The organism is Rhodococcus sp. JS3073, from assembly GCF_026810085.1.
Classification (GTDB): Bacteria; Actinomycetota; Actinomycetes; order Mycobacteriales; family Mycobacteriaceae; genus Rhodococcus_F; species Rhodococcus_F wratislaviensis.
Genome location: NZ_CP113951.1, coordinates 8,201,231 through 8,215,262, shown reverse-complemented (window position 1 = coordinate 8,215,262; position 14,032 = coordinate 8,201,231). Strand labels below are relative to the sequence as shown.

Below are 14,032 nucleotides of genomic sequence, written 5' to 3'. Positions count from 1 at the left end.
CCGATCTGTGCGGAAGTGGGCCGGAATGCCGGTTTCCGCCGCGGTTGACGATGCCACTGTGAAGTAGAGCAGCCGCACCCCGCGGACCACTACTCCGGAAGCGAGAAACGCATGACCGACACTGTCGCAGGCATCGACATTCCCGACACCGCCCTGGTCACCGAGGCAACCGAACTGGTGCGGGAGGCCGCGAACCCGTTGATCTACCACCATTCCCGCCGCGTGTTCCTGTTCGGTTCCCTCCGAGCCCGTCACCAGAAGGTCACGTTCGATCCCGAGCTGCTTTACGTCGGAGCGATGTTCCACGACCTCGGCCTCACGACGAAATACCGCCGCACGGATCAGCGATTCGAGATCGACGGCGCCGACGAGGCCCGCAATTTCCTCCGCTCCCACGGAATCGGCGAAGACGAGGCAGACACCGTGTGGACGAGCATCGCACTTCACACCACGCCCGAGATTCCACTGCATATGGCACCGGAGATCGCGCTGCTCACCCGGGGAGTCGAACTCGACGTACTCGGTATCGGCTACGACGCGATCACCGACGAGGAACGCGCCGCCGTCGTTGCCTCCCACCCGCGGCCGAACTTCAAGAACGAGATCCTCGCTGCCTTCACGGGCGGTCTCGAAGACCGCCCGGACACCACGTTCGGCAACGTGAAGGCCGATGTGCTGGCACACTTCGTACCCGGCTTCGTTCGGGGTGACTTCGTCGATGTGATTCTGAATTCTGCTTGGACTGAATGATTTCCGTCCCGGTTCCTCAGTTGACACCGCCCGGCAGAAGACGTTGCAGCATTGCTGCTGCCGAAATCCAGTCCAGCTCCGCTATCTCGGCTGCGCGTTCGTCACCGACACACCCTCGAACTTTGGCTTCGAAATCTGTGACGGATGCCGGCCGGCCCGGATGGCCCGTGGGCAGTTCAACCACGGCCTCGAGATGTGATCCGTCACGGAGTTCGACGATTACCGTGCAGTCTCCATCGAGCACACCCTCCCCCACGGGCTCGGCAACCACGCTGACGCTGTCGAGGATGTTCCGAACTTCCGGCCGCTGCACGGCAGCGTCGGTGAAGCTCCCGATATCGGGGAACCCGTCCAGCAGGGCGGCCGCTATACCGTAGTTCAGCGAGAACTTGCCTTCCAGACCCGAACTCGGATAGTTGTGGATCAACGGCAGTACCGCGCTGCGCGGAGTGTGCAGCCGTATGCGGGCGATGTCGTCGATCGACAACCTACCCAGCGACCGGATCGCAGCGATCGGACGCTGGAGCGCGTAGCAACACGGGTGAAGCTTCAGCCCGAGACCATCCGGAATGATGGGACCTTCGACCTGCGGTGATCTCCGCCCTCCGACGAGCCGGAACCATTCACCGACTGCACGAGGGTCGGCGGTCGCGCCGGCTGCGGCGAGTCTGGCCGCTCGCACACCGGCCTGGGCAGCGAATCCGACCTGCATCGACTTGCCTGCGGTACCGAAGGCCTGGCGGACGCCACCTGCGCCGGGGACAGCGTGCGCCATCGCGATAGCGATACCGTCAGAATCGAGCCCCAGCGACAGCCCCGCCGCAACAGCAGCCGCGATGGCACCGACCGTCGCGGTGGTGTGCCATCCCTGCGTGTAGTGGTTCCAACCGAGCGCAGTACCCAGACGCGCCATCACGCCCGCCGCCGCCAGATACTCCCGCGCACCGCCGCCCGCCGCCAACGTGGCAGGAACGCAGACCACACTGATGTGCGTCGTGGATGGTATGTGCAGATCATCGAAATCGAGCACGTGTCCGACCGCTGCCCAACGCAACGCAGCAGGCAGACCGTCCGTCCACGCTGCTACCGGATCATCCATTGCAGCAAGGGTCACTGCAACGGTATCGACAAGCGCACGTCGAGCGAGTTCGAGTTCCGCGGGCCCCGGCTCGATGCCGGCGGCCCACCTTGCGAGATCGTGCGCGCTGACACTGGTTGATTCGTGCGGCGCAATCGCCATAGCCCACTCCTTTTCCGCACCGGAGCGCCCGGTGCGCTAGCTGAGCATTCAATGGCACACCATACCGTTGAACGGCACACGGGACAAGCAATCGTTCCTCGGTTCGGCATGAAGCCGCCCTTGCGTATCCGCGCCCGCCATCCCGTCTACCTGGCTTGTAGGCCAACACACTTCACCGCAGATGATCCTCGTGAACCAACCTTGACAGAGTGTGATCCGAGGCACGATACTCATTTTTCGAAACACTGTGCCGTTATGTAGCACACCAGGGTCGTTGCAGAGATCGAATCAATCGCGGAGCTTCCCCGATTCGGGGTTCGACGCCTCGGGCCCTGGACGGTCAGTGCCTCAAAACTTCGCCCACGACGTGAACCTCATCGAGCCACAGGCAGCCAGAAGCCCTGCGGAACCACGCGCAACGCCTTCAGAGAAAGACACTTCGCAATGAGAATAGAGACATCCGATAAACCGGCCATCTTGAACCCGAGGCGACAGCTGATTGCCGGCACCATCGGGCACTCGGTCGAGTTTTTCGATTTCCTCGCGTACTCGTACCTCGCGGTCTACTTCGCAACTTCCTTCTTTCCCTCTTCCGAATCCTCGGGATTGGTCCCGCTCCTGAGCGCCTTCGGCGTTTTTGCCGTCGGGTTCCTCGCCCGTCCGCTGGCAGGGCTCTTCATCGGACTCTTTGCAGATCGGTACGGCCGCCGGCGAGCCTTGAGTCTCACCATCAGCCTCATGGCCGGCGGCAGCCTGCTCGTCGCGGTCTGCCCCACGTACAGCCAGATCGGTGTCGCCGCGCCCATAATTCTCACTGTTGCCCGCATTCTGCAGGGGTTGTCCGCTGGCGGCGAGTACACGACTGCGGGTGCCTTCATCGTCGAATCCGCCCCCGACGGTCGACGCGGTTTCTATTCGAGCTTCATGTTCGTCGCGTCGGGCATGGGGAAATTGGCATGTCTGGCCTTCATCACCGCGTTCGTCGCGCTCATCGGTGAAGATGCGATGCGCGACTACGGTTGGCGAATCCCCTTCGCCGTTGGCGCCTTGGCCGCGGTCGTGGCCTGGTACATCCGCCGCGGAACTCAGGAGACGCTCGGAACTACCGTCTCCGACGACGGCGCGGCACCGGTGAGCCGCAACCCGCTCAATGCTCTGCAGCGTTACCCCAAACAGTCCCTCATCGTGTTTGCCATCGCAACCGGAATGGGTGTTGGACAATATTTTTGGGCTACGTACCTGACTACGTACTTCCAGATCCAGAACGGCGCCTCCGCCACCACCGCAATGACGGTCGGCATTATCACGCTGATTCTCTACACGATCGCACAGCCGGTGGCCGGGCTCATCTCCGACAGGTACGGGCGTAAACCATGCATGTACGCATTCGGCATCGGCACCATCATTGTGACGCCTTTCCTGCTGTCGATCACGAGTTCGAACTTTGCGGTACTCATATGCATTCAGCTCGTCGGGCTTCTGTTGCTCAGCTTCTGCACGTCGATCACGTCAGCTGTGATGGTCGAAAACTTCCCACCGCACGTGCGAGTGAGCGGCCTAGGCTTTCCCTACTCGCTCTCGGTGGCAATCTTTGGTGGAACGGTCCCGCTTGTGGCCACCGCACTGGCCAATTCCGGTTATTCCCAGTACTTTCCGTGGTACATCGTGGCCACTGCGGTTGTTACGCTCGTGGGCGCCATATCGGTACCGGAAACGTTTCGCAGCGACATTTCGGGCGAAGAATCCTGATCGGCATTCTCCCCTGCCCGCATAGCTGACGTTCGCGCAGACATGCGGTCGAAGTCCTCGGGAGATATTACGGATTCGCTCCTCCTCGGGCCCGCCGCACGGCCCGAGAAGGAGCCGTCGTAGTCCAGGCGTACATGGACGGCGGGGCGAGTCGTCTTCACTCCCAGCCACCCGTCCTCAACTTCTGCCGATGGTGTTTCGGTAGGTGTAGTGCTCGGGCAAGTAGTAGCTGACCGCCAGCTCGACTGCCCGACTGTCCGAATCGAAGTAGACGCGATCGGCGCGCAACAGGGGATGCTCGGCGGGGCAGTCGAGGTGATGGGCGATCTCCTCGGCTGCCGGCGCCACGGTGATCGACTGCACGAGTTCGACAACGGGAGACGCCAGGTGAGGTTCCAAGAGACCGATGATCGTGTGCACTCCGATCGCGCCCGGCTCCGTCCCCGCGCCGCCGCACAGGTGCTGCGCGTGAAGATCCGGCAGATGGACGGTCGTCATCGCGAACAGGATTCCCGCGTGGCGGCGTACATACGCGATCGTGGAGACGAGGTCACTGTCGAGGCGTAGACGGCTTGCGGCTTCGATGTCGGCCCTCCGTCGCAGAGGCGCAACGATTTCTGTTGTGGTACCAGCGGGAAGATTGGTCAGTTCTTCAATCGGTCCGAGCCGCCGGAGGCGTCTACTCCCCAGTTCGGAGACATAAGTGCCCCTCCCCGGAACGCGATACACCAGGCCATCCGCCACGAGATCGTAGAATGCTCGCCGCACGGTCTGCCGACTCAATCCATACTTTCCGGCAAGTTCGAGCTCTGTGGGAAGCTGTCGACCACCGTGGAACTGGCCCGCAGCGATTTGCTCGCGCAGCGCGTGGGACAACCGCCGATGCGCCGGCGCCTCTTCGTTGTCGCGGCCCATGAGCCCACACCGATCCGTTCCTGTCGCCCTTCGGCATCATTCATTGCCGCGACGCGCTGTCTTCCATGCCGATCCAGGGGGATCGTCCGCGAACCATCGTAGTGGAAGTTGGCACGTTATGCCATATATCGGCACACTCCGTCGAGTCCCGGCACGCCCATCCTCCCCACTCACGCCAGGGTCCCGGCCGACATCGGAGTACGCAGACCGGGCCGACGTCGATGCACCGACACCTCGCACCAGTACGGACGACAATTCCGCGGACGCTCACCGGACCGAGGGTTGACCAACACGGCTTCAGTACGGCATCCTGATTCATATCGGAACACTGTGCCGCATAGAGGCACGGATGAAGGGTTGAAGCCTCATGACTGCTGTAGTTGACGACCTCGGGTCGTCAGGAGCCGGATATCTCACCGACGAGCGGCTCGCGATCCAGGCGATGGCGCGGGAGTTCGCCGCCAAGGAAGTGCTGCCCGTGGCGAACGAACTCGATCCGGTCAAGGGCGAGATTCCGATGGAACTGCGCCGGAAGATGGCCGACCTCGGCTTCTTCGGTGTTCTGATTCCCGAGGAATACGGCGGGCTGGGCCTCGGGGTCTTCGAATACGCCCTGATCGTCGAGGAACTTGCCCGCGCGTGGATGAGCGTGTCGAGCCTTATCGCTCGCGGACAACAATTCACCGCGGGCTTCACCGAGGAACAGCGCCGACAGTACCTCCCGCGGATGGCCACGGGCGACTTCCTCAGCGCCTTTGCCTTGTCCGAGCCCGATGCAGGATCCGATGTGGCGGCGCTGTCGACTCGGGCCCGCAGGGAAGCTGACGGGTGGCGGATCAGCGGCCAGAAGATGTGGTGCACGTTTGCCGACGGAGCCGACTACCTCCAGGTATTCGCCCGTACGTCACCCATTGACCGCGACCACCGATCGCGCGGTATCAGCTGTTTCATCATGCCGAAGCCTCGCGGTGAGCTGCCCGCGGGAGTGACGGGCACACCGGTACGCAAGATCGGATATCACGGATGGCAGACCTGGGAGTTGTCGTTCGACAACGCCTACGCAGCGGGTGACTCCATGGTCGGCCCCGAAGGCGAGGGCTTCAAGGTCGCCATGGGCGATCTCGAGACCGCCCGGATTCATACCGCCGCCCGCGCCATCGGCGTGGCACGCGGAGCGCTCGAGGACTCCGTTGCGTATGCGCGGCAACGCGTCCAGTTCGGCCGTCCGATCGGTGACAACCAGGCGATTCGGTTCAAGATCGCGCACATGGCCACCGAACTGGAGGCGGCCCGATCGCTGATGTACCGGGTGTGCACCGAAGTCGATGCCGGCCGGCGCAACACCGTGGAAGCGTCGATGGTCAAGTACCTCGCTACCGAGATGGCCGAACGAGTGACCAGTGAGGCTCTGCAAATTCACGGCGGTGCCGGATACACCACCGATTTCGCTGTCGAACGGTACTGGCGGGATGCCAAGCTCACCAAGATCTTCGAGGGCACGTCCGAAATTCAGCTGAAGATCATTTCGGATTCGATCCTCGGAAGGCAGGCAAGATGAAAGAGCCGCCCGCCGGGCCACTGAGCGATGTCGTGGTGATCGACCTGACCACCATGCTGGCGGGGCCCTTCGCCACCATGGTCCTCGGCGATCTGGGTGCCGACGTGATCAAGATCGAACCCCCTCATGGAGATTTCATCCGAGAGCAGGGACCGTTCGCACCGGATGACGAACTACGCGCATTCGGTGGGTATTTCCAGAGCGTCAATCGCAACAAACGCAGCGTCGTTCTCGACCTCACCACCGAAGAGGGACGCACCTCGCTGCTCGAACTGGTCGCGCACGCCGATGTCGTCGTAGAGAACTTCCGCCACGGCGTCATGGACCGGCTCGGGCTGTCCTACGAGCGACTCCAGGAGAAGAATCCCCACCTGGTGTACGCGGCGATCCGCGGATTCGGCGACGAACGCACCGGTAGCAGCCCGATGCGGGACTGGCCTGCGTACGACATCACCGTCCAGGCCCTCAGCGGCTTGATGGAGATCACCGGCGAGCCCGACCGCCCCCCGATCAAGACCGGTCCCGGTCTCGGTGACACCGTGCCTGCGCTCTTCGCGGTGATAGGCCTGCTGTCGGCCGTGCACCGTGCTCGCCGCGACGGCGTCGGTGGCTTCGTCGATGTGTCGATGTACGACGCCATGCTGGCAATGTGCGAACGCACCGTGTACCAGCACTCCTACAACGGCGATGTGCCGACCCGGCAAGGAAACAGCCATCCCCTGCTCTGCCCGTTCGATGTCGTGCCCGCGGCGGACGGGTGGGTCAGTATCGCCGCGCCGGGCAACAATCACTGGCAGCAACTCTGCGCGGTAATCGGACGCCCCGAGTTGGCGACGGACGAACGCACGAGGGACAACGTCAGCCGACTGGCCAATCGTGACTTCACCATGTCTGCGGTGACCGCGTGGACGACCACGCGGACCAAGGACCAGATCGTGGAAATACTCGGCGGCAAGGTCCCGGTGGCACCGGTCAATACCATCGAGGACATCTATGCGGATCCCCACGTGCGTGCCCGCAACATGCTGGTCGAGGTCGATCATCCCGGCGTATCCCACCCGCTGACGATCGCCAACACTCCGATCAAATTCGCGGATGCGCCCCCGACCCACCTCCGGCGAGCACCGCTACTCGGCGAACATACCGATGAAGTGCTGGCCCAGTTCGAAACCACCACAGCTGCCTTCCAGCTCGAAGAAACAAGATAGGGAGATCATGTCCAGAACACAACGACCGCGGCGTTCCTGCCTCGCGGTGCCCGGTTCGAGTCCGAAGATGATCGAGAAGGCGAAGGGCCTCGATTCCGACCAGGTCTTCCTGGACCTCGAGGACGCGTGTGCTCCACTCGCGAAACCTGGTGCGCGCAAGACCATCGTGTCGGCACTCAACGAAGGCGGGTGGGGATCGAAGATTCGCGTGGTGCGGGTCAACGATCTCACCACCCATTGGACCTATCGTGACGTGGTCGAGGTCGTCGAAGGTGCCGGTGAGAATCTCGACTGCATCATGCTTCCGAAGGTGCAGTCGGCTGCCCAGATCGCCTGGCTCGACTTCACTCTGACCCAGATCGAGAAGACCATGGGTTTCGAGGTAGGCCGAATCGGAATCGAGGCCCAGATCGAGGACGCCGCCGGATTGATCAACGTTGACGAGATCGCAGCCGCGTCGCCGCGTACCGAGACGATCATCTTCGGCCCCGGCGATTTCATGGCGAGCATCAACATGAAGTCGCTCGTGATCGGTGAGCAGCCACCGGGATATGGGGTCGGTGACGCATTCCACTACCCGCTGATGCGGATCCTGATGGCCGCCCGGGCGAACGGGTTGCAGGCAATCGACGGACCGTATGTGCAGGTCCGGAACGTCGAGGGCTTCCGCCGAGTTGCCGGACAGGCCGCCGCACTCGGCTACGACGGGAAATGGGTGCTGCATCCGGCCCAGATCGACGCCGCCAACGACACCTTCAGTCCAGCTCAGGCCGACTACGACCACGCCGAGAACATCCTCGCCGCGTACGAGTGGTTCACCTCCGACCGGGGCGGCCGCAAGGGCGCCGTGATGCTCGGCGACGAAATGATCGACGAGGCGTCCCGCAAGATGGCGTTGGTCATCGCCGGCCAGGGCCGCGCCGCCGCCATGGAACGCCTCGACGTGTGGAAGCCGGAAATCGAAACCGTAGAGAGCGGTGTGTGAACAGTGACGACCACGGAAAAAGAGCAGAACATGCAGTTCGGCCGGTACTTCGAGGATTTCGAAGTCGGAGCAATCTACAAGCATTGGCCAGGCAAGACCGTCACCGAGTATGACGACCACCTGTTCTGCCTGCTGACGATGAACCACCACCCGTTGCACCTCAACTCCCACTTTGCCGAGGAAACAACAGAATTCGGCCGCAATGTGGTCGTCGGCAACTACGTCTACTCGCTACTGCTCGGAATGTCCGTACAGGATGTGTCCGGCAAGGCGATCGCCAACCTCGAAATCGAGTCGTTGCGGCACGTCAAGCCGACGTTCCACGGTGACACGATCTATGGCGAAACCGAGGTCCTGGAAGTCACGCCCTCGAAGTCCAAGGACGACCGGGGCGTCGTGTACGTCGAGACCCGCGGCTACAAGCAGGACGGGCAGATCGTCTGCATCTTCCGACGGAAAGTTCTCGTTCCCAAGCGAAGCTACGGCGACGTGCGCGGCGGCGAACAACCCGCTCGACCGCTGCCACACGCGTAGTCGACTCCGGTGGGAGCGCTCCCACCCGCAAGACAAGCGGCCGCCCTCACCGAGAGACCGGATGAGAGCTGCTGGGCGGCTGCGTGATACGCGGATCGAGGTTTTCGTCCCGCCGAGCTCCCATGCGGGCTGGATGTTCACCCGATGCAGGGAGGACCCTCAGCCCGCACGCCGGAGTTTCGACACCCCACCTCCGGGATGTCGCGATCCGGCGGCCCTTGACAGCGATCGCGGGAACGAACCAAGCTATCAACAGAAACACTGTGCCGTATATCGGCACAACCGCGGTGCGGCCGGACACCCGGGTGCACCACTCGGAATAGGAAGCACTATGCGAGAGCGTTACGAAACGTTCGTCGGCGGACAGGACGAGCGCAGTAAGAGTGGGCAGTACTTCTCCACTCGTGATCCCGCCACAGGCGACGTCATCGCCGAAGTCGCGCTCGGCGGGGCGGAGGATATCGAGGCAGCAGTTGCCGTAGCGCAGAGCGCCTTCCGCTCGTGGCGTGACACCCCGGCCGCCGCTCGCGGTCGCATTCTCCTCGAGGTAGCCCGCACACTGCGTGAACACGCGGACGAACTGGCCCGAATCGAAACACTGGACACGGGTCAGACGCTGTCGCAGTCGAAGGTGGATATCGAGACCGCCGCACGATACTTCGAGTACTACGGCGGGGCGGCAGACAAGGTCCACGGCGAAACGATTCCGTTGGGACCCGACTACCTCTCGTACACCCGCAACGAACCGTTCGGCGTGATCGGTGTCGTCACACCCTGGAATGCGCCGATCAACCAGGCCGCACGGGCCATCGCACCCGCATTGGCGATGGGCAACGTGGTGGTCCTCAAACCCGCCGAGGACACACCGCTCTCGGCACTCGAGATGAGCCGTCTCGCCGTCGAAGCGGGACTGCCCGCGGGGATTCTCAACGTCGTCCCCGGATTCGGCGCCGACGCGGGCGCTGCCCTGACCGGCCACGACAAGGTCCGCAAGATCGTCTTCACCGGCTCGGTGGAGACCGGCCGGGCGATCATGCGGGCGGCCGCCCAACGACTGATTCCGCTGACTCTCGAGTTGGGCGGAAAGTCCCCCAACATCGTCTTCGACGACGCCGACCTCGACGCCGCCGCCGCGGGCGCCTGGACCGCCTTCACCACCAAAGCGGGTCAGGTGTGTTCGGCCGGCAGCCGGTTGCTGGTGCATTCGTCGGTGCACGACGACCTGGTCGACCGGCTCGTTCAGCACGCCAGGACAACGGTCATCGCCCCGGGGATCGAGGACCCGGACATCGGATCCTTGGCCACGCGAGGGCAGTTCGACAAGGTCCGCTCGTATCTCGAACTCGGACCCAGCGAAGGTGCACGTGTCGCTACCGGTGGACACGTCGCCGACACCGGGCGGCTGAGCCGCGGGCTGTTCATCGAGCCGACCATCTTCGTCGACGTCGACAACACCATGCGCGTGGCACGCGAGGAGATCTTCGGCCCCGTGCTGACGGTGCTCCGATTCGATTCCGATGAGGAGGCGGTCGAGATCGCCAACGACAGCGACTACGGACTCGTCGCGGGGGTCTGGACCCGGGACCACGGCCGGGCTCATCGCGTGGCCGGCGCCATCGAGGCGGGGCAGGTCTTCATCAACCAGTACTTCGCCGGTGGTGTCGAAACCCCGTTCGGTGGCTACAAGTTGAGCGGTTTCGGCAGGGAGAAGGGCTTCGAGGCGCTCAAGCACTACTGCCAGCTCAAGACGGTCACCGCCCGCCTGTGACGGCGCTGCAACTGTGCCCGAGAGGAACGGACGTTCCTCTCGGGCACAGTTGCCGACACAGGGAACCGCAAATCCAGCCGACGAATCGCCGGACCTGCGAGGGGCACCACAGTCGACGCCCCCGTGCCGCTTGTGAGGCACGGGGGCGTTTCCGGGAAACACGGCAAACGAAGTTCGTCTCCACGGGTTAGATAAGGGCGTCCCGACCGGCTCCAGACGGGATCAGAGCAATGAACTCACATTCGCTGCAGTGTCGGAGACCTGCTTTCCCCACCAGGGCACACGATGCTCGTCGAAACGGGTCTCCGGCATCGAGATCCCGATGCCACCGACGGGGCATCCCCCCTCCCCCAGCACAGCCGCCCCGACGGCACACACTCCCATCCGGTTCTGATTGACGTTCACCGCATATCCGACGCTGCGGATCTCCTCGATCTTCTTTCGGATCGATTCGGGGTCGGTGTCTGTCTGCGGCGTCAGTTGCTGGATGGGACTGGAAAGAATTCGGTCGACCTCGTCGTCCGGCAGCCGCGCCATGATCGCCATTCCCCCCGACGTGTGCGGTAGCTGCCAGGTGCTGCCGACCTTGATGAAGGTGCGAACCGCCTGATGGGAATCCATGCGTTCGATCTGAACCACCCGCTCCGCACCATCGCGGACCTGGAGTGTGATGGTTTCGTTCGTCAGATCCCGCAGCTCACGCATCGGCTCGAGCGCCACCGTTCGCAAGTCGCCCTTGTCCCAGCCACGCCGGCCAACGGCCAGTGCGCGCGACGTGAGCTTCCATCTTGTGTACTCGCTCCCATCGCTGCGGATCCAGCCGGCGGATGCGAGCGCCTGAAGAGTCCGTTGCACGGTCGATTTCGGCAACTGAAGGGTGCGTGACAGTTCGCCTACCCCGACCGGCTGGCTCTCCGCCACAGCTTCGAGTACGCGCAAACCTCGTTCGATGCCCTGCACCTACTGTTCCTCTCCCTCGACCGCCGCTCCGCCGCGGTGCAACATTCCGTACTGTGCCGATTATCGGCACAGTATGTCGAAATGTCCAGCCTTGGTGTCCGCTACGGATTCACCGAAGCCGACTCTCGGCGGCCCCGCCGACGCCGACAGGCGGCGAACTGTCCGCGAGGATCTTGAAGACGCCCGTCGCCGTGGCCACCACCGAGTCGTTCACCCGCAGGTCGGAGTCCGCGAAGACGATCGATGCCGTGCGCCGCACGATACGGGGTGAGCTCGTCAAGAGGTCGCCGACCCGGACGATACCGAGGAAACTGACATTCAGCTGCACGGTCGCCATGTTCTGCGTGCCGGTTTCGGCGAGGGCAGTCGATCCGAGAGCGCGGTCGGCGAAGGCCATGATCAGTCCCCCTTGCACGACTCCTCGAAGGTTTCGATGCTTGACCTCGCACCGCAGTCCGTACTCCCGTGCACCGCCTTCACCGTGACGCAGCAGCAGTGGACCGATCAGCCCGATGAACCCGCCGTCGTAGACCTCGTCCCATACGACTTCGTTCACGCCGAACCTCTACTTCCATCCTGGCTTCGATCTCTCGTGCCCATCGACGCGAGTCGAGAGCTGATGGGCGGTGCGGAGCCGCCGACGGCGAGGTTGGAGGAACTCGCTCGCCGGCGGCCCCGCGAGGGTTGCGCCGGCCGCGCGCCCGTGACCACCACGAGCAAACGCAGGCCGCGCAACCGGTCAGTGGGTTACTGGGTAGCCGACAGCACCTTCGACGGCACAGCCGAGTCACGGATTTCCCACAGCACCGGCTTGATGCAGCGGAAGAACTGGGCGGCGTCCTCGCTCATCGGGAAGTGCCCGAGGCCCGCCATCGGGACGACCTTCGCACCCTCGATCTGCGCACCGAGTTCCTCGGCTTCCTCCGGTCCCGTCGCGAAATCGTATTCGCCGTTGAGGATGTACACCGCGGTCTTCGAGGTATCGATGTTCTGTGCCGTTTCCCGAAGATCATGCTCGACGCTGTAGTAGTGGAGATCACCCTTGAACACCGGCGGGGACCCCTGACTGTAGACCCAGGTCGTTTCCCTGCGGCCGACTTCTGGAGCCGTCGGCGAGGTGAGCGCGTACATCGCCGCCGGCTTGGAGTCGTTGCTGATCTCGGGGTGGAACCAGTAGTCGAGGTAGTAGCCGGGCGAATGCAGCGCCGCTTCGAGCCCGATCACGGCACGGAACACGCCGGGGTAGTGCAGGGCCAGATCGGGAGCGAGATTGCCGCCCATCGAGCTACCCATGTAGACCGCGTCCTCGCAGTCGAGCGCCTCGGCGAGGGCCACGACGAACTTCATGAAGAAGTCCTGGGTCAGGTTGTACTCCTGCTCCCACCATCGCACCGAGAGCGGCGGCAGCGACCGCCCGTGATACGGCAGATCCCAGGTGATCACGCGGAAGTGTGACGTGATCTCCTCGTCTTCGAGCAGATGACGATACTGGCGCCCGTCACAGCCGGCGGTGTGCTGGAGAAGTAGCGGGATTCCAGAGCCGCTCTCCTCGTAGTAGACCCGGTACTCGATGTCGTCGATCGTGAGATGGACATACCGCCCGACCGCCTTGTCGAACTTCGTCGTGGTCATTTCGCCTCCTCGGCGACGTTGGTGTAGGAACGCATGAGATCGAACAGTCGCCTGAGCGCGGCGTAGTAGGCGAAGAACATCTTCATGTCTCCGCCGTAACGGAAGTTGTGTCGGGTGACCGCCGAAAAGAGGTCCTGGTAGAACGGGCGAGGCACCCGCTGGAAGAACTTGCCCCATTCTTCGATCGGCGCCGAGATCTCGATGTCGTAGTTCCGCGCAACGGTCATGAGGTTGTTGCCCTCGGGCGGCGCGATGGAATCGAGTCGACCGTCACGGATCACCAGCACGTAGGTTTCATCGCCGATCTCCAACCGGACAATGGCATTCCAGAAGCGCGCCGCAATCTTGAATTCGGGATCCAAGTTGAGCGCCTCCGTGAACCTCTCCGTGTCCACAAATGGCATGGCCTTTCCCTTTCTAGGAAGTCGCTATTCGACCTGCGATCACACGCGGGCGGCGTGGGGTTCGCGAGACATGGCGCCCACAGACTCTCGTCGATCTGTGCCGTTGAGCGGTACGCCGTGTCACTTTCGAGTATGTGCACTGCCTCACAATTTGTCAATAAGGCTGGACGGCACCCCGGTGCCCGAACCGCCCGCTCCATAGCGGACCGAGCGAGCTTTCCGCACAGCGCAATCCGGGGCGGTCGGTTTGCGATGTCGCGGACTGGATGTAAGCCTTCTGCGACTGCCCGTTCACCCGAGGCGGAAGGTCCGGAGGGTTCGACATCAGA

At 63.2% G+C, this 14,032-nt stretch carries 13 protein-coding genes; 7 read left to right on the top strand and 6 right to left on the bottom strand.

From position 1 onward, the window contains the following. The first annotated feature begins 111 nt into the window (after positions 1–111). A complete protein-coding gene (locus tag OYT95_RS37455; RefSeq protein ID WP_037239444.1) occupies positions 112–750 on the top strand; it encodes an HD domain-containing protein in 639 nt (212 codons plus the stop codon). A gap of 16 nt (positions 751–766) precedes the next feature. Here the strand turns inward: OYT95_RS37455 and OYT95_RS37450 are convergent, their stop codons facing one another. Next, a complete protein-coding gene (locus OYT95_RS37450) occupies positions 767–1,849 on the bottom strand; it encodes an MmgE/PrpD family protein (protein ID WP_268790481.1) in 1,083 nt (360 codons plus the stop codon). Between the two features lie 585 nt (positions 1,850–2,434). On the opposite strand from OYT95_RS37450, the gene OYT95_RS37445 reads away from it, so the two are divergent. Continuing rightward, entirely contained in the window at positions 2,435–3,739 is a 1,305-nt protein-coding gene (locus tag OYT95_RS37445) for an MFS transporter (RefSeq protein ID WP_128638479.1), read from the top strand. Between the two features lie 177 nt (positions 3,740–3,916). Here the strand turns inward: OYT95_RS37445 and OYT95_RS37440 are convergent, their stop codons facing one another. Beyond that, the gene (locus tag OYT95_RS37440) at positions 3,917–4,654 is read right to left on the bottom strand and encodes a GntR family transcriptional regulator (RefSeq protein WP_037239440.1); all 738 of its coding nucleotides are present in this window, start codon (positions 4,652–4,654) and stop codon (positions 3,917–3,919) included. A 367-nt stretch (positions 4,655–5,021) separates the two neighbouring features. Here OYT95_RS37440 and OYT95_RS37435 point away from each other — a divergent pair, with 367 nt between their 5' ends. The 5 genes from OYT95_RS37435 (at position 5,022) to OYT95_RS37415 (ending at position 10,707) form a co-directional block, all read left to right on the top strand. Beyond that, a complete protein-coding gene (locus OYT95_RS37435) occupies positions 5,022–6,212 on the top strand; it encodes an acyl-CoA dehydrogenase family protein (protein ID WP_037239438.1) in 1,191 nt (396 codons plus the stop codon). Further along, positions 6,209–7,420 (top strand): CaiB/BaiF CoA transferase family protein, encoded by a 1,212-nt coding sequence (locus OYT95_RS37430; RefSeq protein ID WP_268790480.1) that lies wholly within the window; start codon positions 6,209–6,211, stop codon positions 7,418–7,420. Before OYT95_RS37435 ends, OYT95_RS37430 begins: the two co-directional genes overlap by 4 nt. Before the next feature lie 7 nt (positions 7,421–7,427). Next, a complete protein-coding gene (locus tag OYT95_RS37425) occupies positions 7,428–8,405 on the top strand; it encodes an HpcH/HpaI aldolase/citrate lyase family protein (protein ID WP_037239430.1) in 978 nt (325 codons plus the stop codon). 3 nt (positions 8,406–8,408) lie between these two features. Next, positions 8,409–8,939: a MaoC family dehydratase gene (locus OYT95_RS37420; RefSeq protein WP_217999473.1), complete on the top strand. Its 531-nt coding sequence runs from the start codon at positions 8,409–8,411 to the stop codon at positions 8,937–8,939. Between the two features lie 331 nt (positions 8,940–9,270). Next, positions 9,271–10,707, top strand: coding sequence for an aldehyde dehydrogenase family protein (locus OYT95_RS37415; RefSeq protein WP_268790479.1), 1,437 nt, complete (start codon positions 9,271–9,273; stop codon positions 10,705–10,707). Between the two features lie 222 nt (positions 10,708–10,929). On the opposite strand, the gene OYT95_RS37410 is transcribed toward OYT95_RS37415, so the two are convergent. From OYT95_RS37410 to OYT95_RS37395, 4 genes are all read right to left on the bottom strand, one after another. Beyond that, positions 10,930–11,667: an IclR family transcriptional regulator gene (locus OYT95_RS37410; RefSeq protein WP_037239426.1), complete on the bottom strand. Its 738-nt coding sequence runs from the start codon at positions 11,665–11,667 to the stop codon at positions 10,930–10,932. A 109-nt stretch (positions 11,668–11,776) separates the two neighbouring features. Further along, the gene (locus tag OYT95_RS37405; RefSeq protein WP_112298322.1) at positions 11,777–12,223 is read right to left on the bottom strand and encodes a PaaI family thioesterase; all 447 of its coding nucleotides are present in this window, start codon (positions 12,221–12,223) and stop codon (positions 11,777–11,779) included. Positions 12,224–12,414: 191 nt separating this feature from the next. Next, positions 12,415–13,299, bottom strand: coding sequence for an alpha/beta fold hydrolase (locus OYT95_RS37400; RefSeq protein WP_037239421.1), 885 nt, complete (start codon positions 13,297–13,299; stop codon positions 12,415–12,417). Then, on the bottom strand, positions 13,296–13,703 hold the full coding sequence (locus OYT95_RS37395) for a hypothetical protein (protein ID WP_112298323.1): 408 nt from the start codon (positions 13,701–13,703) through the stop codon (positions 13,296–13,298). The genes OYT95_RS37400 and OYT95_RS37395 overlap by 4 nt, the downstream gene beginning before the upstream one ends. Between the last annotated feature and the right edge of the window lie 329 nt (positions 13,704–14,032).